Source organism: Streptomyces sp. NPDC087310, assembly GCF_044744405.1.
In the GTDB taxonomy this organism is placed as follows: domain Bacteria; phylum Actinomycetota; class Actinomycetes; order Streptomycetales; family Streptomycetaceae; genus Streptomyces.
Map to the genome: position 1 here is coordinate 169,757 of NZ_JBIUYF010000009.1, position 20,784 is coordinate 190,540.

The 20,784-nt window shown below is 72.6% G+C and carries 16 protein-coding genes; 12 read left to right on the top strand and 4 right to left on the bottom strand.

Going from position 1 to position 20,784, the window contains the following annotated elements; translation table 11 throughout:
• Positions 1 to 21: 21 nt before the first annotated feature.
• The 11 genes from ACIO3P_RS31500 to ACIO3P_RS31550 all read left to right on the top strand — a co-directional run bounded on the left by ACIO3P_RS31500 (position 22) and on the right by ACIO3P_RS31550 (position 14,501).
• A complete protein-coding gene (locus tag ACIO3P_RS31500; protein ID WP_329826597.1) occupies positions 22 to 564 on the top strand; it encodes a hydrogenase maturation protease in 543 nt (180 codons plus the stop codon).
• Between the two features lie 4 nt (positions 565 to 568).
• Positions 569 to 3,172, top strand: coding sequence for a carbamoyltransferase HypF (gene hypF / locus ACIO3P_RS31505; RefSeq protein WP_401849961.1), 2,604 nt, complete (start codon positions 569 to 571; stop codon positions 3,170 to 3,172).
• 103 nt (positions 3,173 to 3,275) lie between these two features.
• Positions 3,276 to 3,572 (top strand): HypC/HybG/HupF family hydrogenase formation chaperone, encoded by a 297-nt coding sequence (locus ACIO3P_RS31510; RefSeq protein ID WP_329826595.1) that lies wholly within the window; start codon positions 3,276 to 3,278, stop codon positions 3,570 to 3,572.
• Positions 3,569 to 4,672: a hydrogenase formation protein HypD gene (gene hypD / locus ACIO3P_RS31515; RefSeq protein ID WP_401849962.1), complete on the top strand. Its 1,104-nt coding sequence runs from the start codon at positions 3,569 to 3,571 to the stop codon at positions 4,670 to 4,672. Before ACIO3P_RS31510 ends, hypD begins: the two co-directional genes overlap by 4 nt.
• A 155-nt stretch (positions 4,673 to 4,827) precedes the next feature.
• On the top strand, positions 4,828 to 5,820 hold the full coding sequence (gene hypE / locus ACIO3P_RS31520) for a hydrogenase expression/formation protein HypE (RefSeq protein ID WP_329826703.1): 993 nt from the start codon (positions 4,828 to 4,830) through the stop codon (positions 5,818 to 5,820).
• Positions 5,821 to 6,561: a DUF6390 family protein gene (locus ACIO3P_RS31525; RefSeq protein WP_401849964.1), complete on the top strand. Its 741-nt coding sequence runs from the start codon at positions 5,821 to 5,823 to the stop codon at positions 6,559 to 6,561. It begins immediately after the preceding gene.
• 61 nt (positions 6,562 to 6,622) lie between these two features.
• Complete coding sequence (locus ACIO3P_RS31530) at positions 6,623 to 8,176, top strand: SDR family oxidoreductase (RefSeq protein ID WP_401849966.1); 1,554 nt, start codon at positions 6,623 to 6,625, stop codon at positions 8,174 to 8,176.
• Positions 8,173 to 9,558 carry a cryptochrome/photolyase family protein gene (locus tag ACIO3P_RS31535; RefSeq protein ID WP_401849967.1) on the top strand — a complete coding sequence of 462 codons (1,386 nt, stop codon included), beginning with the start codon at positions 8,173 to 8,175 and terminating at the stop codon, positions 9,556 to 9,558. The genes ACIO3P_RS31530 and ACIO3P_RS31535 overlap by 4 nt, the downstream gene beginning before the upstream one ends.
• A 202-nt stretch (positions 9,559 to 9,760) precedes the next feature.
• Positions 9,761 to 10,069: a trypco2 family protein gene (locus ACIO3P_RS31540; protein ID WP_329826590.1), complete on the top strand. Its 309-nt coding sequence runs from the start codon at positions 9,761 to 9,763 to the stop codon at positions 10,067 to 10,069.
• Between the two features lie 15 nt (positions 10,070 to 10,084).
• Positions 10,085 to 14,068 carry a tetratricopeptide repeat protein gene (locus tag ACIO3P_RS31545; protein ID WP_401849969.1) on the top strand — a complete coding sequence of 1,328 codons (3,984 nt, stop codon included), beginning with the start codon at positions 10,085 to 10,087 and terminating at the stop codon, positions 14,066 to 14,068.
• Positions 14,052 to 14,501, top strand: a complete 450-nt coding sequence (locus ACIO3P_RS31550) for a DUF4913 domain-containing protein (RefSeq protein WP_329826588.1) — start codon at positions 14,052 to 14,054, stop codon at positions 14,499 to 14,501. The genes ACIO3P_RS31545 and ACIO3P_RS31550 overlap by 17 nt, the downstream gene beginning before the upstream one ends.
• Before the next feature lie 53 nt (positions 14,502 to 14,554).
• Here the strand turns inward: ACIO3P_RS31550 and ACIO3P_RS31555 are convergent, their stop codons facing one another.
• From ACIO3P_RS31555 to ACIO3P_RS31570, 4 genes are all read right to left on the bottom strand, one after another.
• Positions 14,555 to 17,752, bottom strand: a complete 3,198-nt coding sequence (locus ACIO3P_RS31555; RefSeq protein ID WP_401849970.1) for an amidohydrolase family protein — start codon at positions 17,750 to 17,752, stop codon at positions 14,555 to 14,557.
• 69 nt (positions 17,753 to 17,821) lie between these two features.
• Positions 17,822 to 18,220 carry a VOC family protein gene (locus ACIO3P_RS31560; RefSeq protein WP_329826586.1) on the bottom strand — a complete coding sequence of 133 codons (399 nt, stop codon included), beginning with the start codon at positions 18,218 to 18,220 and terminating at the stop codon, positions 17,822 to 17,824.
• A 109-nt stretch (positions 18,221 to 18,329) separates the two neighbouring features.
• On the bottom strand, positions 18,330 to 18,755 hold the full coding sequence (locus ACIO3P_RS31565) for a hypothetical protein (protein ID WP_329826585.1): 426 nt from the start codon (positions 18,753 to 18,755) through the stop codon (positions 18,330 to 18,332).
• A complete protein-coding gene (locus ACIO3P_RS31570) occupies positions 18,752 to 19,966 on the bottom strand; it encodes an amidohydrolase family protein (protein WP_329826584.1) in 1,215 nt (404 codons plus the stop codon). Before ACIO3P_RS31570 ends, ACIO3P_RS31565 begins: the two co-directional genes overlap by 4 nt.
• 102 nt (positions 19,967 to 20,068) lie before the next feature.
• Between ACIO3P_RS31570 and ACIO3P_RS31575 the strand changes: the two genes are divergently transcribed.
• Positions 20,069 to 20,536: a MarR family winged helix-turn-helix transcriptional regulator gene (locus ACIO3P_RS31575; protein ID WP_329826583.1), complete on the top strand. Its 468-nt coding sequence runs from the start codon at positions 20,069 to 20,071 to the stop codon at positions 20,534 to 20,536.
• Positions 20,537 to 20,784 lie beyond the last annotated feature (248 nt).

The window sequence follows — 20,784 nt, forward strand, 5'->3', positions numbered from 1 at the left end:
GCGCCGAGAGCCGGTCCTGACATGACCGGAGGCGTGCTCGTCGCGGGCATCGGCAATCTCTTCCTCGGCGACGACGGTTTCGGCCCCGAGGTCGTGCGGCGGCTCGCCGCCGACCCCGGGCCGCCGCTGCCCCCCGGGGTCCGGATCGTCGACTACGGCATCCGGGGCATGCACCTCGCGTACGACCTGCTCGACGGGTACGACGCGCTGGTGCTGGTGGACGCGTATCCGGGGGGCGGGCCACCCGGTGAGCTGACGGTGCTTCGGATCGGCCCGGACGACCTCGGTACGGGTGAATTCGACGCACACGGTATGAATCCGGTCGCGGTGCTGGCAAATCTGCACCAACTAGGCGGTACGCTCCCGCTGACCCACCTCGTGGGCTGCACCCCGGCCGGTGTCGACGAGGGCATCGGTCTCGGCGAGGCCGTCGCCGCGGCCGTCCCCCGGGCGGTGTCGGCGGTGCGGGAGCTGATCCGCCGGCTGCCGGCCGTCGGAGCCGCACCGTCCTCGGAGCCCGACCCCGCCCTCACATCCGCGCCCGACCGGCCCCGGAGGTCCTGATCGCATGTGTCTCGGCATTCCCGGACGAGTCGTGGAGACCGTCGAGGGGTACGCGGGCCAGCTCGCCCTCGTCGACGTGGAGGGCGCCCGGCGCCGTGTCAACGTCGGCATGCTCGACGCGCCGCCGGCCGCCGGTGACTGGGTCCTGCTGCACATGGGCTTCGCTCTGGAGATCATCGACGAGGCGAAGGCGGCGCAGGCGCTGTCGGGGCTGGAGATGATGGGCAGCGGCGCCCGCTCGGCGGAGAAGCCGGAGGCGGATCCGGCGGCGGATCCGGCGCCCCGACAGCCCCGTGTCCGCCGCAGGTTCGAGGTGCGCGGCGTCGTCCAGGGCGTGGGCTTCCGCCCCTTCGTCTATGTCACGGCCGCCGAACTGGCCCTCGTCGGCGCGGTGTCCAACACCGGCGCCGGGGTGCTCGCCGAGGTCGAGGGTGACCTCGAAGCGGTGGCGGAGTTCGGCCGGCGTCTGCGGGACCGGCCGCCCCCGCTCGCGGTCGTGGAGTCCGTGACGCAGACCGACCTGCCGCTCGTCGGCGGCGCCGGGTTCACCATCGAGGACTCCAGCGCGAGCGACCGGGCCCGCACCCTGGTCTCCCCTGACGTCGCGACCTGCCAGGACTGCCTGACCGAACTGCGCGACCCGGAGAACCGTCGCCACCGCCACCCCTTCATCACCTGCACCCACTGCGGACCGCGGTTCACGATCGTCACCGGCCTGCCCTACGACCGCGCGGCGACGACCATGGCGCCGTTCCCGATGTGCGCGGACTGCCGAACGGAGTACGGCGACCCGCGCGACCGCCGCTTCCACGCCCAGCCGATCGCCTGTCACGCCTGCGGCCCCCGTCTCGAACTGATCGCCAAGGACGGCGGAACACCGCTGCACGGCGACGAAGCGCTGCGTGCGGCACGGCGGTTGCTCGCCGAGGGGCGGATCGTCTCGGTCAAGGGACTCGGCGGCTACCACCTCGCGTGCGACGCCCGCGACGAAGCGGCGGTCGCCCGGCTGCGCCGCCGCAAGCACCGGGGCGGCAAGCCCTTCGCGGTGATGGTCGCGGACCTCGGCGTCGCCGGGGAGCTGGTGACGCTCACGGAGGGCGGGACCGCGCTGCTCACCGGCGCGCGGAAGCCGATCGTGCTGCTCCCCCGCCGGACGCCCGCCCCGGACAGGGGGGTCGCGCACGCCGTGGCCCCCGGCAGTCCCGATCTCGGGCTGATGCTCCCCTACACCCCCCTGCATGTCCTTCTCCTCGGCCTCGACGGCGACGCCCCCGGGCCCGACGCGCTCGTGATGACGTCCGGCAACCGCTCCGGCGAACGGATCGTCACCGACGACGCGAGGGCGCTGAGCGAACTCGCCCCGCTGGTCGACGCCTGGCTGCGGCACGACCGGGCGATCCAGGTGCCGTGCGACGACTCGGTCAGCCGGTTCGTCGCCGACGCCGAACTGCCCCTGCGCAGATCGCGGGGGTACGCGCCGCTCCCCCTCGCCCTGCCCTTCGAGGTGCCGCCGCTGCTCGCGGCGGGCGCCGATCTGAAGAACACCTGCGCGCTGGGCGAGGGCGGCTACGCCTGGGTCAGTCAGCACGTCGGCGACCTGGACGACCTCTCCACGGTCGAGGCGCTGACCCGTACGGCGGACCATCTGGCGCTGCTGACCGGCGTCGCGCCCGAACAGCTCGTGGCCGACCGGCACCCCGGCTACCGCTCCGGCGTCTGGGCCCGTACACACGCCAGGGGCCGGGCCGTGCGCACCGTACAGCACCACCACGCGCACATCGCGTCCGTGATGGGCGAGCACGGTCTCGGCCCCGGCGAGAGCGTCATCGGCTTCGCCTTCGACGGCACCGGCCATGGCACCGACGGCGCGGTGTGGGGCGGCGAGGCCCTGATCGCCGGCTACAAGTCGTTCCGGCGGGCGGCGCACCTGGCGTACGTGCCGCTGGCGGGCGGCGACGCGAGTGTGCTGCGGCCGTACCGGATGGCGCTCGCGCATCTGCGGGCCGCGGGGGTCGCCTGGGAGAAGGAGCTGCCCTCGGTGGCGGCCTGCCCGGCCCTCGAACGGGGCGTACTGGCACACCAGTTCGCGACGGACTTCGGGTGTGTACCGACATCGAGCATGGGCCGTCTCTTCGACGCGGTGGCGTCGCTGGCGGGGGTGCGGCACGAGGTCGCGTACGAGGCGGAGGCGGCGATCGAGCTGGAGGGGCTGGCCCGGGCGGCACCACCGGAGCCCGCCGGGAGCGGCTACGCCTTCGGCACGCGCCCGGCGCCGGGCCCGGGCGAGCCGGTCGTCGCCGATCCCGGTCCGGTGGTCCGCGCGGTGGTGTCGGACGTACGGGCGGGCATCGCACCGGAGTTGATCGCCGCGCGCTTCCACACGGCCGTCGCCCGGCTCACCGCCGACCTCGCCGAGCTGTGCCGGGAGCAGACCGGACTCGGGGTGGTGGCGCTGGGGGGCGGGGTCTTCCAGAACGCCGTCCTCCTCGAAGCGACACAACAGGCCCTGGAGGAGCGGGACTTCACCGTGCTGCGCCCGCGCCTGCTGCCACCCAACGACGGCGGCCTCGCCTTCGGCCAACTACTGATCGCGGCGTCGGGCGGCTGACGGCGCACGCGAATCCCACCCACACCCGGCGAACGCGATGACCCATGACGACCCATGACCACCGATGACGACCCGCGATGACCCGCGGAGTGAGGAAGGCACCATGTGTCTGGCAGTTCCGGGGCGCGTCCTGCGTACCGCCGAGGTCGACGACACCCTGATGGCGGAGGTCGACTTCGGTGGTGTGCGTAAGGAGGTCTGCCTCCAGTACGTACCCGACGCGGCGGTCGGCGAATACGTCGTCGTCCATGTCGGCTTCGCCATTCAACGGCTCGACGAGAAGTCGGCCCAGCAGACCCTGGCCACCTTCGAGAAGCTCGGACTCCTGGAGGAGGAGTTCGGTGACGGCTTCGAACTGGCCGCCCGACAGCGTGACACGGCGGAAGGAACCGACCGGTGAAGTACCTCGACGAATTCAGCGACCCCCAACTGGCCGAACGGCTGCTGGAGCAGATCCACGCGGTCTCCACCCGTCCGGTGGCGATGATGGAGGTCTGCGGCGGGCAGACCCACTCGATCATCCGGCACGGCATCGACCAACTTCTCCCGGACCGGATCGAGTTGATCCACGGACCGGGCTGCCCGGTCTGTGTGACCCCGCTGGAGATCATCGACCGGGCGCTGGCGATCGCCGCCCGCCCCGGCGTCATCTTCTGCTCCTTCGGCGACATGCTGCGGGTGCCGGGCAGCGGCCAGGACCTGTTCTCCGTGAAGAGCGCGGGCGGTGACGTACGCGTCGTGTACTCGCCGCTCGACGCGCTGAAACTGGCCCGCGAGAACCCCGACCGGGAGGTCGTCTTCTTCGGTATCGGCTTCGAGACGACCGCCCCCGCCAACGCCATGACCGTCCACCAGGCGCGGCGGCTGGGCGTACGCAACTTCTCCCTGCTCGTCTCGCACGTCCTCGTACCGCCCGCGATCGCCGCCATCATGGAGTCCCCCACCTGCCGGGTGCAGGCGTTCCTGGCCGCCGGACACGTGTGCAGTGTGATGGGGACGTCGGAGTACCCGGCGCTGGCGGAGAAGTACCGGGTGCCCATCGTCGTCACCGGGTTCGAGCCGCTCGACATCCTCGAAGGCGTCCGCAAGGCGGTCGTCCAGTTCGAGGAAGGCCGGCACGAGGTGGAGAACGCCTACCCCCGCGCCGTGCGCGCCGAGGGGAACCTGCCCGCCATGGAGATGCTGCGGGACGTCTTCGAGGTCACCGACCGGACCTGGCGCGGCATCGGGATGATCCCCGCCAGTGGCTGGCGACTGGCGGAGAAGTACCGGGAGTTCGACGCCGAGCTGCGGTTCGACGTGACGGAGATCCGTACGGCCGAGTCGTCGCTGTGCCGGTCGGGGGAGGTGCTCCAGGGGCTGATCAAGCCGCACGAGTGCCCCGCGTTCGGCAGGGAGTGCACACCGAGGAATCCGCTGGGCGCCACGATGGTGTCCTCCGAGGGCGCGTGCGCCGCGTACTACACGTACCGCCGACTGGAACTGGTCGATGCGAAGTGACTGAGACGAAGAATCACGTACCCGCCCCCGCGAACGCGCTGTCCGCCGCCTCGGACGTCGGGCCGGACGTCGAGTTGGACGTAGGGCCGGATCTCGGGCTGGACTTCGAAGGCTGGGCCTGCCCGGTGCCGCTGCGCGAGACCCCGACGGTCGTGATGGGGCACGGCGGCGGCGGTGCGATGTCGGCCGAACTGGTCGAGCACCTGTTCCTTCCGGCGTACGGCTCGGCCGCGGCGTCCGAACTGGGCGACTCCGCCGTGCTCACCGTCGGGGACGGCACACGACTGGCCTTCTCCACGGACTCGTTCGTGGTGAAGCCGATGTTCTTCCCCGGCGGATCCATCGGCGACCTCGCGGTGAACGGGACCGTCAACGACCTGGCGATGTCCGGCGCCGTACCGCTCTTCCTGTCCTGCGCGTTCATCCTCCAGGAAGGGACCGCGCTGGGCGAACTCGGCCGGATCGCCCAGGACATGGGCGCGGCGGCGCGGGCCGCGGGGGTCCAACTGGTCACCGGCGACACCAAGGTCGTCGACAGCGGCAGCGGGGACGGTGTCTACGTCAACACCTCGGGGATCGGTGTGATCCCCGACGGTGTCGACATCGGCCCGCACCGCGCCGGTCCCGGTGACGCCGTGCTGATCAGCGGCGACATCGGGGTGCACGGCATCGCGGTGATGAGCTGCCGGGAGGGCCTGGAGTTCGGCACCACGGTCGAGAGCGACACCGCGGCCCTGCACGGCCTGGTCGCCGCGATGATCGCCACCGGCGCCGGGATCCACGTACTGCGCGACCCCACCCGCGGTGGGGTGGCCGCCTCGCTCAACGAGATCGCCACCGCCTCGGGGGTCGGCATCGAACTCGTCGAGCGGGACCTGCCCGTACCGGAGACCGTGCGCGACGCGTGCAGCCTGCTGGGGCTCGACCCGCTCCAGGTGGCGAACGAGGGCAAACTGGTCGCCGTCGTGCCGGCCGATTCCGCCGACCGGATCCTCGCGGCGCTGACCGCGCACCCGCTGGGCCGCGGGGCCCGCCGGATCGGCACCTGTGTGCCCGGCCATCCCGGCATGGTGGTGGCCAGGACCGGCCTCGGCGGCTCCCGGGTGGTCGGCCTCCCGGTCGGTGAACAGCTCCCGCGGATCTGCTGAATGAGCGAACGGGGCGCGGTCCTCTTCGCGCGGTACGCCTACCCGCCCAACGAACTCGGCTACTGCGGGCCCGCCGACGCCGCGGCCCTGCTCCGTACCGAGGAGACGGCGGGCATCGAGCGCCACGCGCGCCGGTTCGAGGGCGCCTGGTGCTACCTCGAACTGCTCGCCGAGACGGCCGGCCTCGCCGATCCGCTCGACGAGCGGGTGGTCGAGGCGTACTGGATCGGGAACGAACTCCTGGACCTGACGGCCCCGGAGGCCCTGCTGGCCCGGCTGCGGGAGCGCTTCGGCGGCCAGCAGGGCGGTACGTGGCGCGAGGCGTCCGACCGCGCCCTCGCGCACCACAGCTTCCAGGTCTTCGACGTGTACCCGTGGGCCCGGCTGCTGCGGACCCCGGCCACCCCGACGGCGCTCTCCGTCCTCGACCGGTGCCGTATCCGTACGGGCGTGGTCCGCACGGTCAGCGGCGAGAGCGCCACCGTCGAGTCCCGTCCGCTGCGCTGGACGGGCACCCATCTGGCCCCGGGACCGCCCCGCCGGGAATCCGTACGCTGGTCGACGGGCGGCCGGTCCCTGCTCCCGGGGCTGGCGCCCGGCGATCTGGTGGCGCTGCACTGGGACTGGGTGTGCGACGTCCTCACGGAACCGCAGGCGGCGCGCATCGAGTCGACGGAGACCCGCCAACTGACGGCACTGGGGCTGGCTCCTCGCCGACCGCCCTGTCCGTGGCCGTCGTGAGGCGGAACGAGCCCGGTGCGTACACGGTGGGAGTACCTGTACGAGCCGATACGGAGGCGCCATGGAAGCCGAGGAGACCGGGACCGGAAGCGAGGCCGGATCCGAGGCCGGGCTGCGCTGCCTGGTGACAGGGGCGACGGGGTACATCGGCGGCCGTCTCGTCCCCGAGCTGCTGGAGGCGGGCCATACGGTGCGCTGTCTGGCCCGTACCCCGGGGAAGCTGCGGGACCATCCGTGGGCGGAGCGGGTCGAGATCGTCCAGGGGGACGTCACCGACGCGGCCTCGGTCGGCGCCGCGATGCGGGGGATCGACGTCGCCTACTACCTGGTCCACGCCCTCGCCGCCGGACCGGGCTTCGAGGCGACCGACCGGACGGCGGCGCGGGTCTTCGGCGAGCGGGCGCGGGCCGCGGGCGTACGGCGCATCGTCTATCTGGGCGGTCTGACCCCGGACGACGTCCCCGTGGAGGAACTCTCGCCGCACCTGCGCTCCCGCGCGGAGGTGGGCCGGATCCTCCTCGACTCGGGCGTGCCGACGACCGCGCTGCGCGCCGCCGTCATCATCGGTTCCGGCTCGGCCTCCTTCGAGATGCTGCGCTATCTCACCGAACGCCTTCCGGTGATGGTCACCCCGAGCTGGGTGTCGACGAGGATCCAGCCGATCGCCGTACGCGACGTGCTGCGCTGTCTGGTGGCCGCCGCGCGGATGCCCGGGGACGTGAACCGCGCCTTCGACATCGGCGGCCCCGACATCCTCACCTACCGCGACATGATGCAGCGGTACGCGCGGGCCGCCGGGCTGCCCCGTCGGCTGATCGTGCCGGTCCCGGTGCTGACGCCCCGCCTGTCGAGTCACTGGATCGGCCTGGTCACCCCCGTCCCGCGGTCGATCGCGCGCCCCCTCGCGGAGTCGCTGCGCTACGAGGTCGTCTGCCGGGAGCACGACATCACGCGCTACGTCCCCGAGCTGCCCGGCCGGCCCTTCACCTTCGACCGGGCGCTCGCGCTGGCGCTCCAGCGGGTCCGCGAGGCGAAGGTCACCACGCGGTGGTCCTCGGCCTCGGTCCCGGGGGTGCCCAGCGATCCGCTGCCGACCGACCCCGACTGGGCCGGCGGCAGTCTCTACACCGACGTACGGGAACAGGACGTGGACGCCTCACCGGGCGCCCTGTGGCGGGTCGTCGAGGGCATAGGCGGCGAGCACGGCTGGTACTCGTTCCCCCTCGCCTGGGCCGTCCGGGGCCGGCTGGACCGGCTGGTCGGCGGGGTGGGGCTGCGCCGCGGCCGCCGGGACGCCGAGCGGCTGCGCGTGGGGGACTCGCTGGACTTCTGGCGGGTCGAGGAGATCGAACCGGGGCGGCTGCTGAGGCTGCGCGCCGAGATGCGGCTGCCGGGGCTGGCGTGGCTGGAGATGTACGTGGACGAGCGGGAGGGCGGCGGCTCCCGCTACCGCCAGCGGGCCCTGTTCCATCCACGGGGACTCCTGGGGCACGCCTACTGGTGGAGCGTCTCCCCCTTCCACGCGGTGGTCTTCGGCGGGATGGCACGCAACATCGCCCGCGCGGCGAACCAGGGCGCTGACCCCGCCCGGCCCGTCACAGGAGCAGCCGTATGAGTGTGGCCGTCGTCCTGTTCACCTCCGATCTGCGTCTGCACGACAACCCGTCGCTGCGCGCGGCGCTCGCGGCGGCCGACGAGGTGGTCCCGCTCTTCGTCCGGGACCGGCGCATCGAGGAGCTGGGCTTCGCCGTGCCCAATCGCCGGGCGTTCCTCGCGGACTGTCTCCGGGACCTGGACGCGGGGCTCCGGGAGCGCGGTGGCCGGCTGGTGGTCAGGTCGGGCGAGGTGGCCGAGGAGGTCTGCCGGGTCGCCGCGGGCACGGGGGCGCGGGACGTGTACGTGGCCGGTGGTGTGAGCGGTCACGCGCTGCGTCGCGAGGGAAGACTGCGCGGGGCCCTGGAGTCCCAGGGGCGGCGGTTGCACGTGCACGACGCCGTGGTGACCGCCGTGGCGCCGGGCGCGGTGACACCGGCGGGGTCCGGTACGGATCACTACGCGGTCTTCACGCCCTACTTCCGGCGGTGGTCCCGGGAACGGATCCGGGACCCGCTCGGCGCGCCGCGCACCGTGCCCGTACCGCGCGACGTGGGATCGGAGGCGCTGCCGTCCCGCGCGGAGGTCTCCGGTGTCTCGGAAGGGCTCGCCGAAGGCGGCGAGCGGGCGGCGCGGCGGCGCCTGACGGCCTGGCGCCGTACGGGTCTCGCCCGGTACGAGGACCACCATGACGATCTGGCGGGCGACGCCACCTCGCGGCTCTCGCCCCATCTGCATTTCGGCACCCTCTCCCCCGCCGAACTGGTCCACCGGGCCCGGGCTGCGGGCGGACCGGGCGCGGACGCCTTCGTACGGCAGCTCTGCTGGCGGGACTTCCACCATCAGGTCCTGGCGGCCCGCCCGTCGGCGGCCCGCACCGACTACCGCACGCGGCACGACCGCTGGCGCACCGGGGCGACGGCCGCCGCCGAGATCGAGGCGTGGAAGGCGGGGCGCACCGGCTATCCGGTGGTCGACGCGGCCATGCGGCAACTGCGTCACGAGGGGTGGATGCACAACCGGGGCCGGCTGCTCACCGCGAGCTTCCTCGTGAAGACGCTGTACGTGGACTGGCGCGTCGGGGCCCGCCACTTCCTGGACCTGCTGGTGGACGGCGACATCGCGAACAATCAGCTCAACTGGCAGTGGGTGGCGGGAACCGGGACGGACAGCCGGCCCCATCGCGTACTGAACCCGGTGGTCCAGGGGAAGCGGTACGACCCGGACGGCGGGTACGTACGCCGCTGGGTGCCCGAACTGCGGGGTATCGAGGGCGGCGCGGTCCACGAACCGTGGAGGGCGCGCGGGCGGGGGGCGGAGCGCGCGCGGTACGACTACCCGGAGCCGCTGGTGGAGCTGTCCGAGGCGCTGGCCAGGTTCAAACACGCCCGCGGCCGGGACTGAGCACTGTCGCGCGACGGTCGTACGGTGATCCCGGGGTGCGCACATCGGCTACGCGCAGTTGAAGGCGAAGGTCGCGAAGGTCTGTCCGACCGAGGGATCGAAGCTGAACCCGTCCGGCAAGGGCTGCACCCTCACCGGCGGCGCCCCGCGTCAGGGGCACTAGCATGGCCACCGGCCAAGAACGCGGTGACGGGGGTAGGTCATGGCACGCGACGAGTACGGTGACGGCTGGCTGGACCTGGCCGACGCCATCGAGGTACTGCGGTCCCAGCTTTCGGAGGCTCAACGGCGCGGTCAGGACTCCTCGTTGCGCTTCGTCCTGGGGGAGATCACCGCGGAGTTCGAGATCGAGTTGGTCCGGGCGAAGAACGGTGGCGGGAAGCTGCGGTTCGGGGTCGCCGAGGCGGAGGCCCGCGGTGAGCGCTCGACACGCTCCGCCCAGCGTGTGACCCTGCGCCTGACCCCGGAGCGGCGCGGGGGCGGCGACGTGGCCGTGGGCGACGTCGAGTAGTCCGGGGACAGGCCCATGGAGTGGAAGCAGGTCGTCCAGGTCCGTGGCGCGAGCTTCGGCAGCGGCTACCTCATCGCACCCCGGCTCGTCCTGACCGCCGCGCACCTGCTGGCGCCGGACGCGTACGGAGACATCACGGTGTCCCTCCCGGACTCCGCGGCGCGGTTCCCCGTGGCGGCGCGCTGGCGCCGGCTCGACGAGACGGTGGACGCCGCCCTGTTGGAGATCCCCGCGGATGTCCGGGACTGGCCGACGCCGGACACCCTGCTCGGCGCCCGGGGCCGCCACCCGCAGCGCTGGGGCCACTGTGTGACGGGCGGGACCGAACTGCGGCTCACCGCGACGGGATTCCCCCGGCAGGAGCGGACCGCGGACCGCCGGAACCAGGCGGCGCTGGTCGGCCGGGTCAGGCCGCACGGTGGCGCGACCTTCGAAATCCTCGACGACATCGGCCTGTTGGACATCGACACCTCGGGCCTCGACCCCGGAACCGCCGACCGGACCACCCCGTGGTCGGGGATGTCGGGCGCGGCCGTCTTCCCGCTCGGCGAGAAGCTGCTCCTGGGCGTGGTGCGAGCGGACCGCCGGCCGCACCAGGGCACCCGGCTGACGTACACCCGCAGCGAGGACCTGCTGGCCTCCGACGGCTTCCGCGAGGTCGTCCGCGAAGCGGCCGGCGTCGACCCGCGGCTCGAACCGGCCGAGCTCGTCGGCCTGTTGGATCCGGCGCCGCCCCGGCGCGACGTACCGTCCCCCATCATGCTGCTGCGGGCCGACGCCGAGGTCGTGTCGTTCCACGGCAGGGAGGACACGCTCGCCGACCTGGAGGAGTGGTGCCGGGCGGATCCGGACGGCCCGCTCGCCGCCCGCGTGCTCACCGCTCCGGGCGGGCAGGGAAAGACGCGGCTGGCACGGCAGTTGATGGCCCGGATGCGGGACCACGGCTGGGTCGTGGGACAGGTGGCCCACGACCCTCGTGACCTGCGGGCGCTGCGTTCGGTCCAGCATCCGCTGCTGCTGGTCATCGACTACGCCGAGACCCGGCCCGAGTTGGTCAGGACGGTGCGGGAGCAGACCCGGGAGGTCAGGCATCCGGTGCGGCTGCTGCTGCTCGCCCGGTCGCTCGGCTCCTGGGGCACCCGGGCGACCGGCGCTCTGCCCGAGACCAGGCTGCACGCGCTCAGCCTCGGCGCCGTCGACCGGGAGGAGGCGTTCCGGACGGCGGTCAGGGACCTCTCCCGCCATCTGGCGGAGGTGACCGGCGGGGCGGCGGACGTCGACTGGCCCGGGCTCGCCGACACTCTTCCGGCCGCCCGCCCCGCGACGGGCCCCGGGGCCGAGACGGCGCTGACCGTGCAGATGGCGGCGCTGGCCGCGCTGCTGAGCCGCGTCCGGCCGCCCCAGCGGGACGGGAGGACGCTGGAGGACGAACTCCTTGACCACGAGAGGAAGTACTGGCAGGAGACCGCCGACGGGTGGGACCTGGGGTCCCGGGGAACGCGGCATCTCGAACCGGCGGTGGCAGCGGCCGTGCTGTGTCCCGCACAGGACGAGCGGGAGGCGCGGGAGACCGTCGCACGGCTGCTGCCCGACGAACCGCCCTGGCTCGTCACGGACATCGTCGGCTGGCTGCGCGACCTGTATCCGCCGCCCGAGGGCCGCCACTGGGGCCAGCTCGAACCGGACCGGCTGGCGGAGTACCACGCCTCGGAGCAGATCGTCGCCGACCGCGGGCTGCTGGGGAGGGTGTTCGGCCGGGCCCCGGACCACCAGCGGGTGCAGACCCTCACCGTACTGGCCCGGTCCGCCGTGGCCCACGCCAACGAGGGCCGCCCGGACCAGGCGCACACCATCGTCGACCGGCTGCGCGAGGCGCTGCGCTCCGTCCCCGCCGACGCGCCGCTGACCGCCACCGTGCTGCGCGCGCACTCGGACGCGCTGCCGATGCAGTCCCACGTCCTGCGCGACCACGCCCTCGATGTCGCCCGCGAGTTGAGCGGCCTGTGCCGTACCACGAGCGACGACCCGCGGGCCCTGGGCGACCGGGCGTGGGCGCTGCACAACCTGGCCGAGCGGCATCTGGCGCTCGGCGACTGGGGGGACGCCCGGGAGGCGGCCGTCGAGGCGGTGGCGATACGCCAGGACACGGCGGACGACGGGGCGATGACACACCGCACGGAGCTGGCCGATTCGCTGCTGGTGCTGTCGGACGCCTGCCGGATGACCGGGCATCTGATGGAGGCGTACGACGCGGGCGACAGGGCGTTGAACCTCTTCCGGGCACTGGCGGCGCAGCACGGCGAGGGGTGGGAGAACCGCGAGCGCGGACTGGTGCGGGCGCTCGTCAACCAGGCACAGGCGGTCTGGCAGCTCGATCCGAGCGCGATTCCCTTCGACCAGATCGCCCGCTCCGACGAGCACACGGAGGAGGCCGTCCGGCGCGCCCGCCCGCTGGTGGACCGGTACCCCGAACTGGATCCGCTGCTGCTCGCCACGACACTGACGGAGCGAGGCGCGAACCTCTGGCGCCTGCGGCGGCATCCGGAGGCGCTGACTCTGGGCGAGGAGGCGGTGGAGACCTCGCGCCGGCTGGCGAAGGAGAACCCCGACGCGTACGCCGCCGACCTCGCGCGCGCCCTGATGGGCCTCGCGGTCGACTACAGCGTCGCCTCGCGACCGTACGGTGAGGTGGTGGCGCTGGAGCTGGAGGCGAAGGAACTGCTGCGCCCGCTGGCCGGGGAAGCTCCCGAAGCCCACGGCTCCACCCTGTCGCAGATCCTGCACAACCTGGCCTGGGGGCATTCCAACGAGGGGGACCACACGGCGGCGCAGGAGTTCATCCGCGAGGCCATCGAGCACCGCCGGGCCCTGGCACGCGCCCCGTACGGTGTCGCGGACCCCCGCCTGGCCCATTCGGTCAGCGCGCTCGCCACCTTCCATGCGCGCAGGGGCGACCACCGAGCGGCGGTGGAGACCTTCGAGGAGGCCCTGGAGATCTACGCACACGCCCCGTTGCCGCTCAGCGCGAGCAATCTGAACGCCCAGTCGGGAACCGCGCTGGATCTCGCCCTCGCCTACGACGCCCTCGACCGCCGGACGGACGCGGTGGCTCCCCTGGGACAGTCCCTCGCCATCCTGCGGCAGCTCAGCGAGTACGCCCCCGGTTTCTACGCGGAGGGGTACGCCCTCAGCCTCCTCGACGGCGCCTACCTGTACCGGAGGCTCGGCCGTCCCGTCGCGGAACGCATCCTGCTGCGCCAGGCCCTGCCGCACCACCGCCGGCTGTCCCGGGACAGCGAGGAGGGCCGCGAGTGGCTGGCCCTGTGCCTGCACAACCTCGGTACGAGCTACGCGAGGTCCTGGACGACGGAGGAACGCGCGGTTCGCGCCCTGCGGGAGGCGTACGAGCTGCGCGTGGAGCTGGCGGCGGAGAAGGCGAGCCATGAGGCGAACCTGGCGGACACCTGCGCGGAACTGGCCTACGCGTTCCTGGAGACGAGCCGTTTCCGCGACTGCGTCCCGGTCGCGGAGCACGAGGTGCGCCTGCGCCGCAAGCTGCTCGTCGCGGACCGTGACGGCCAGGAGCAGCCGCTCGCCCATGCCCTGTTGCGGCTGGCCGAGGGACAGGCGATGGCGGGGCCCCTCTCCACGGCCTGGCGCACCGTCCGCCAGGCCGAGGAGGTCTGCCAGGTGCTGGCCGACCGCCCGGGCCGGCCACCGGACCAGGTGGCGTTGCTCCTCAAGCGGCTGGCCCACACGGTGAGCCTGTGCGGGCGGCACGACTGGCGCCGGGCGGTCCGTGCGGTGGAACCGGCCCGACAGGCCGTCCGCATCTATCAGGGCCTGGCGGATCAGGACCCGGGCAACACGCAGGCCCAGGCCAACCTGCGATGGACCCTCATCGTGCTCGCCAGGGTCCTGGACCGGATCGGCCACCACGACGAGGCCCTCGACGTACAGCTAGGCAGAGGAGCAGGACACCATGACAGCACCCCGTGAAGAGCGGCAGGACGAGTCGCTCGACGCCATCCGGCGCGACGAGGAGAGCGTGGCCCGATCGGCAGAGCTGTTCTACGGGAACGTCCATGAATTCGTCACCGAGCGGTTCGCCTACTTCTTTCCCCGCCCGGCCCCCGGCTCCGGGCAGGTCTGGTGCCCGCAGTGGTTCGCCCATGTTCCGGCGCTCTCCCGGCTGGACGCGGTCTGGCGGGCCTGGGAGATGTTGCGCTTCGACGGCGCCCTGGGCATGTCGAACTGGTGGCTCCACCATGCGGACCCGCATATGCGGGTCCTGATGGACCCGGTCACCGGCCCGTTCGCCCACTGCGTCGACGGTCATCGGAGCGGCGAACCACTGCCGCTCGACACCCCGCCGGAAGGGCTGTTCAAGGACCAGAGAGAGACGCCCAGGGACCCGTTCGCCTTCGACTGAGCCCGTGCCCGGCGCCGGTGGCGCGACGCCGGGACCACCTCACGCGTCCTCGCTCAGACCCCCGGGTCGCAGCAGCCGTCCCGCCTCATCAGCCGGCCCACCGCGAGCCAGTCGTCCTCACCGCCGGCGGCGGTGCGGCGTGCCGGGGTGTCGAACGCGGCCACCAGGTCCTCGGTCGTGTACGGCACACCTCCCCTGAGCACCGACACGGTCCGTACCAGCGTGTCGAAGTCCGTGAACGGGTCGCCGTCCACCACCGTCAGGTCGGCGATCCTGCCCCGCTCCACCGTGCCGAGGTCCCGGTCGACTCCGAAGAGCCGGGCCGGCAGTACGGTCGCGGTGCGCAGCGCGGCCGCCGGCGACAGCCCGCCCCGGTGCAGCGCCCGGAGGCCCAGGTGCAGGGAGAGGCCGACCGGGACGAGGGGCGCGTCCGTGCCGAGGGCGACCAGACCGCCCGCAGCCAGCACCCGCCGGTAGACGTCGGTCTCCGTGCGCAGGGTCGCCAGTTGGGCCGGGGTCGGCGCCACGCCCGCCGACTGCCGTACCGCGGCGACGTCCCACGGCGGCATCACGGCGGTGACCCGGGGGTCGTCGGCGAGCCCGGGATCCGCGCCGAGCAGGGGTGTGGCGGTGAACGGGGTGGCGATGAGGCTGAAGTTGACTCCTCGCGCGCCGTAGATCTCCACCACGTCCTCGAAGGCGTGTCCTGACGCGGTCGTCGCGTGCCCGGACTCGCCGCGCTGGGTGGCCTGCAGATGCGTCGTCAGGTCCTGTCCCAACTGGACGCCGGGCGACAGGAGATGGCTGCCGGCCCGCACTCCGAGTCGCTCGTGCGCGAACCGCGCCGCTTCCTCCATCACCCAACCGGGCGCTCTCACATAGGTTTTGACGAAGTCCCAGTCGAGTGCGGCGCCTCGCTCCAGGGAGCGCCGCAGCCCTTCGCGGGTGCGGTGGGCGCGTCCCATGCTGTAAGCGACGCGGGCCCCGTCGAGGAGTTCGCCGGTGGTCAGCAGCCGGGGACCGGCGAGCTGCCCTGCGGCCACCGCCTCGCGGATACGGGCCTGTTCGTGGGCGAAGCCGCCGAGGGACACGGCCGTGGTGATCCCGTAGGTCAGTTGGCCGGCGGTCTGGCGTCCGCCGTAGGTGCTCTGCCACGGGTGGGTGTGGGTGTCCCAGAGGCCGGGGACGACCGTGCGTTCCGAGGCGTCGATCCGCCGGAGGGCGCCGGGGCGTGCGGCGCGGTGCGGTTCGACCGCGGCGATACGGCCGGCGCGTACGACGATGTCGACGTCGTCCCGTACGGCGTCACCGGTGCCGTCCCACAGCCGCCCGGCGTGCACCACGGTGTCGGCGGGGGTGGGCGTGCGCCGGTCGAGTGGTACGCGGACGGTGCGGGCGTGGGTGCCGTCGGTGCCGATGAGCCGCAGCTTCGAGCCCGACAGGTACATCAGTGTGCCGGAGTCGCCGGACCAGGAGGGGTGGTCGGCCGGTTCGTCGGTCAGGGTGCGGAGCGCTCCTCGCGGGGTGCCGTCGGGCGCGACGGGCAGCAGGCACAGCGCGGACTCCACGATCACCGCCATCCAGCGTCCGTCGGGTGACCAGACGGGCCCGGAGTCGTACCGGTCGGCGATCGACACATGGGGCGCGACGGCGTGCAGTCGGTCGGCGCCGGTCGTGGTGTCCACGACGCGGATGAGGTTGTAGCCCTCCCTGAAGCGCAGGTTGAGGCGGTTGCGGTCGCAGAAGGCGAGGTACCGCCCGTCGGGTGACCAGCTCGGCCGGCCGGGCAGCCCGCCCCCGCCGAGCGGGGCCACGAGGACACGTTCCGCGCCGGTCGCCAGGTCACGGACGACGAGTTGGCCGGTCATGTCGAGGCAGGCGAGCCTCGTGCCGTCGGGCGAGAGCGCCGGATGCACCCGGCCGCCCGTCGCGAGCGCTGTCTCGTCGCCGGTGGCCAGATCTCGCCGGTACACGCCGAGGAGTCCGTCGCGGTCGTCGGCGTACAGCAGGGAGCGCCCGTCGCGCGCCCACACCGGTCCGAGCGGATAGCGGGTGGCGGACGACCGGCGCAGCCGCTCGGGCGGCCGGGCGCCCGAAGTACCGGCCAGCCAGAGCGTGTTGAGGGCGGCGAAGGCCACCTGCCGTCCGTCGGGCGAGAGGGCGGGCAGATGGATGCCCCGCACCGGTCGCGCCCGCCCCTCCCCCAGGTCGTACTCCTTGACGCGGTACCGCGGCCGGTCCACGGGGAGCGCCCCCTCGAAGGGGATGGTCTCCGCTTCCTCCGGCTGTCCGGGGCGTACGAGGGTGAAGCGGCCGTCGACCGTGAGCAGCAGCTCTCCCCGGTCCGTCCAGCGCGGGGGGACGGCCGCGAGGTCCCCGGTGACGGTGACCGGTTTGCCGTCGACGACGAGCGCGCAGGAGGCGTGGGGCGGCGCCGTGGTCCGCAGATAGGCGAGCCGGCGGCCGTCCGGCGCGAGGGCCGGTGCCATGACCTGCGCGGCCTGCTCGGCCTCGGTGTGTGCGACCACGACCGGCCCCGCTCCCCCGGCCGGGACGGCGGCGACGGTACGGGCGTCCAGGGCGAGCCCGGTGGCGGTGGTGACGGCCCGCGCCCGTACGAACAGGATCCGCTCACCGTCCGGCGACCAGGTGGGGTCGAAGTCCTCCCAGGCACCGTCCTGATGGGGACCTTCCTGCCCGGCGAGCCCGGTGACGCGGGTGATGTCGCCGGTCCGCAGGTCCAGGACATGGATGCGGTACGGTCCGCCGGTCACCGGGTCGCCCGCGCGCTCCGAGGCGAAGGCGATCCGGGTGCCGTCCGGGGACCAGACCGGGCCCCGGTCGTCCCAGGGCCCTTCGGTCCGCTGCCGTACATCGGTTCCGTCCGGCCGCATGGTCCACAGGTGGTATCCGCCGCCCTGGTAGGCGCAGAACAGGATGAGGGTGCCGTCCGGGGAGTGTGTGGGACGGTTGGGTTCGAGGCCCGCCGGGGTGAGCGGCACGGCCGTGCCGCCGGTACGCGGCACCGACCACAGGACGTTCTGGACCTCGGCGATCAGCCGGTCCCCGGCGGGTGAGAGCGTCGCCGCGCCGTTGGTGGCCGTCGTGAAGGAGAGCGAGAGCCCGGTGTGCGACCGTGCGGCCGCCGGGGTGGCACCGATGACGGCGACCCCGGTGGTGGCGCCCGCGGCGGCCAGCAGTTGACGGCGGGAGAGCGAGAAGGCGGCGGTGTTGCTTCGTTCGCGATCCATGACGAAGCAGGCTCGCGCACCTCGAAGCACAGGGGCAACACCGCCATTCACGCCAATCGGGTACGGCCGTCACTCGGGCAGATTGAGCTGCCAGGAGACGCCGAAGCGGTCGTTCACCCAGCCGAACTTGGTGCTGAAGCCGTACGAGCCCAGGGGCATGAGCTCGGTGCCCCCTTCGGCGAGGGCGCCGTAGAGGCGGTCGAGTTCGGCCTCGGTGGCGCACTCGACGAACAGCGACACCGCGGGAGTGAACCCGAAGGCGTGCTTGACGTGGCTGTCGATGCACATGAACCGCTGTCCGGCGAGCGAGAACGTGGCGCGCTGGACCGTGCCCGCCTCGCCGGGGCCGTCGGCGCCGTAGCGGGAGATGTCGACGACCTCGGCGTCCTCGAACAGCGAGATGTAGAAGGTCAGCGCCTCCTCGGCCCTGCCCTCGAACATGAGGAAGGTGGTGATCTTCTGCGGCATCGAGGCCATGGTGCTGCCCTTCGGGTGCTGGTGTGCGTCCGTCGAGGACGAGGTTAGTGCCCCGTCCCGCACACACTGCCCGTCGCGGCACCGGAGCCGGTCCCGTGGGTCAGGGGACCCGGAACGCTCGTCGGCAGGCGCCCGGGGTCGTGCCGAGCTGATCGGCGAGGCGTCGGGCCGGGGTACGGGGCGAGACGCCGAGGTACGCGGCCGGGCCGTCCACCGACAACGGTGTCCCCAGGCGCTCGCCGGCCCAGGTGAGCAGGGCGTCGAGCGCGTCCCCCGGGCTGTGGAGGCGACGCACCGCGTTGCCGCCGGCCATGTCGGCCAGACGCTGATCGTGACGCAGCACGGCCAGGACGATCACCGCGGTCCTGACCGGCGGCAGAATCCGCCACCTGGACCGAATCGCCTTCAGATGGCGCCTGAGCAGATCGGCGAGGTGGCTGACGGTGCGCGAGGAAAGCGGCGACCGGCACTGGTGGACAAGCGAGCGGGTGCCCTCGGCGGGCTCACGGAGAGGGTCTGCGGTCATGCCGCCAGGCGGGTGCCTCGGCGCCAGACGGCACGGGTGTTGAGGGTGTCGCTGATATTGCTGGTCGGGTCGCCGTCGACCAGCAGAAGGTCGGCGCGGAGTCCCTCGGCGATGCGGCCCCGGTCGCTGAGGCGGAAGCGGCGGGCTGTGGTCGCTGTGGCCGCGCGCAGGGCCCGTGAGGGCGTGAGGCCGGCAGCCACGAGGTACTGCAGTTCGTGGTGCACACTCGCTCCGTGTGCCAGGCCGCCGAAGAACGTCTCGGGCATGGAGACGTCGGTGCCGGCCAGCACGTCGACGCCGGCGGCGTCCAGGGCGCGCACGGTGTCGTACACATCATCGAGCTTGCCCTGCGGGTAACGGTCGTAGCTGGAGCGCAGAGTCCGGTCCCACTCGCTGTCGAGGCGTGCGGCGACCCGGGGGTCGTCGGCAAGTTCACTGCCGGTGATCCCCATCATCGAGGCATTGAGACTGATGCAGGGAATGACGAACATGCCCGCATCCCTGATGAGGGCGATGATCTCGGCGGTGTGCGGCTGGTCCATGAACACGTGGGTCACACCGTCGACGCCGGCTTCGGCGGCCATCCTGGTGGCCTCCACGGTCAGCGCGTGGGCCACGGTAAGGGCACCGTACTTCTTGGCCTCGGCCACACCGGCGTTCACGGTGGCCTGATCGAGCGAGGGCAGCCCGGGGTGCCCCTCCACGCTGCCGTCGTCGATCATGAACTTGATGAAGTCGGACCCCCGGGCGAGGAGCTGGGGCACGAAGGCGGCCGCTTCCTCGGGAGTGGTGGAGAACGGCATCAGGGGCATCACCGGGGGCAGATCCCACTTCGGCCGGAAACCCTCCGGCATCAGCTCGCTCGGGTGACCACCGGGCGGTGTGATGGCAAAGCCGGAGGAGCGCACGTCAGCCACGGTGTCATCCTCGGCGACAAGCCCCCGGTTCTCCCGTGTGTTCATCCCCTGCATCTCCAGTTCGGTCGTCACCCCGAACCGCAGGGCGAGCGCCAGGGAACCCGGAGCGGAGTGGACATGGGCGTCGATGAGTCCCGGCAGCAGTGTGGCCCCGCCGCCGTCGACGATCTCGCTGCCCTGAGGAGCCTCGCCACCGACATGAGCGATCCTCCCGCCGTCGATGACCACGGTCCGCACGCCTACCGTCTTCTCCCCGTCGAAGATCTGCGCGTTGGTGATCGCGGTGAGCGCCATAGCAGTCCGCCTCGTTCCTCACTCGTCAAATATTTACATACCCAATGCTATGCACTTGCCTACTGGTATGCAAATGTGCGGGCGGAGCCTAGACTCGATCACATGAGCAGCGCGTCTTTCTCCGAGCAGCCTTCCGACGACCTGGCGTTGGACCAGATCGGCCCGGCGCTGTCACGTCTGCGACGACGCGCACCGGCATCCGGCAAGGACCTCTCCCGCAACCTCGTACTCAATGTGATCGCCGATGCGCCGGACGAGATGACCGTCGGGGGCCTCGCCGCCGAGATGGGCGTAGCCCAGCCGGTGGCCAGCCGGACCGTCGCCGCCTGCATGGAGGACGGGCTGCTGCGCCGAGCGGCGTCCCAGTCCGACGGGCGCCGCACCGTGCTCGAACTCACCGAGCACGGCGAGGCCGAACGCAACCGCTTCGCCGCTGAACAGCGAAGAGTGTTCCTGGAGATCACCGCCGCCTGGTCGCCGGAGGAACAGATCCAGTTCGCACGCCTCTTGGCTCGTTACGGAGCTGACGCCACCACATGGTCCAGGAAACAGGCCATGAGCCGCGACTGAACGAGCGGTGCCCCGACGCCGGTTCACGGCCAGGAGCTCAGGCACCGATCGCACCGACGGACGATCCACCGATCCGAAGTCGCCCGCGAACAGGGTGAGAACCCTGAAAGGCCGGTCGAGCGGCCCGAGTGTCTGGTGCCGGATGAGTTGTGGGAGTTGTTCCGGCGGGTGGTGCCGGAGGCTCCGTCACGACCTCAGGGCGGCGGCCGACGCCGGCACGGCGACCGCGAAGTGCCGGCCGCGATCGT

Coding starts and splice junctions, on each gene's coding strand:
- ACIO3P_RS31500 (WP_329826597.1), top strand. CDS start 22: ATGACCGGAGGCGTGCTCGTCGCGGGCATCGGCAATCTCTTCCTCGGC.
- hypF (WP_401849961.1), top strand. CDS start 569: ATGTGTCTCGGCATTCCCGGACGAGTCGTGGAGACCGTCGAGGGGTAC.
- ACIO3P_RS31510 (WP_329826595.1), top strand. CDS start 3,276: ATGTGTCTGGCAGTTCCGGGGCGCGTCCTGCGTACCGCCGAGGTCGAC.
- hypE (WP_329826703.1), top strand. CDS start 4,828: ATGGGGCACGGCGGCGGCGGTGCGATGTCGGCCGAACTGGTCGAGCAC.
- ACIO3P_RS31525 (WP_401849964.1), top strand. CDS start 5,821: ATGAGCGAACGGGGCGCGGTCCTCTTCGCGCGGTACGCCTACCCGCCC.
- ACIO3P_RS31530 (WP_401849966.1), top strand. CDS start 6,623: ATGGAAGCCGAGGAGACCGGGACCGGAAGCGAGGCCGGATCCGAGGCC.
- ACIO3P_RS31535 (WP_401849967.1), top strand. CDS start 8,173: ATGAGTGTGGCCGTCGTCCTGTTCACCTCCGATCTGCGTCTGCACGAC.
- ACIO3P_RS31540 (WP_329826590.1), top strand. CDS start 9,761: ATGGCACGCGACGAGTACGGTGACGGCTGGCTGGACCTGGCCGACGCC.
- ACIO3P_RS31545 (WP_401849969.1), top strand. CDS start 10,085: ATGGAGTGGAAGCAGGTCGTCCAGGTCCGTGGCGCGAGCTTCGGCAGC.
- ACIO3P_RS31550 (WP_329826588.1), top strand. CDS start 14,052: ATGACAGCACCCCGTGAAGAGCGGCAGGACGAGTCGCTCGACGCCATC.
- ACIO3P_RS31555 (WP_401849970.1), bottom strand. CDS start 17,752: ATGGATCGCGAACGAAGCAACACCGCCGCCTTCTCGCTCTCCCGCCGT.
- ACIO3P_RS31560 (WP_329826586.1), bottom strand. CDS start 18,220: ATGCCGCAGAAGATCACCACCTTCCTCATGTTCGAGGGCAGGGCCGAG.
- ACIO3P_RS31565 (WP_329826585.1), bottom strand. CDS start 18,755: ATGACCGCAGACCCTCTCCGTGAGCCCGCCGAGGGCACCCGCTCGCTT.
- ACIO3P_RS31570 (WP_329826584.1), bottom strand. CDS start 19,966: ATGGCGCTCACCGCGATCACCAACGCGCAGATCTTCGACGGGGAGAAG.
- ACIO3P_RS31575 (WP_329826583.1), top strand. CDS start 20,069: ATGAGCAGCGCGTCTTTCTCCGAGCAGCCTTCCGACGACCTGGCGTTG.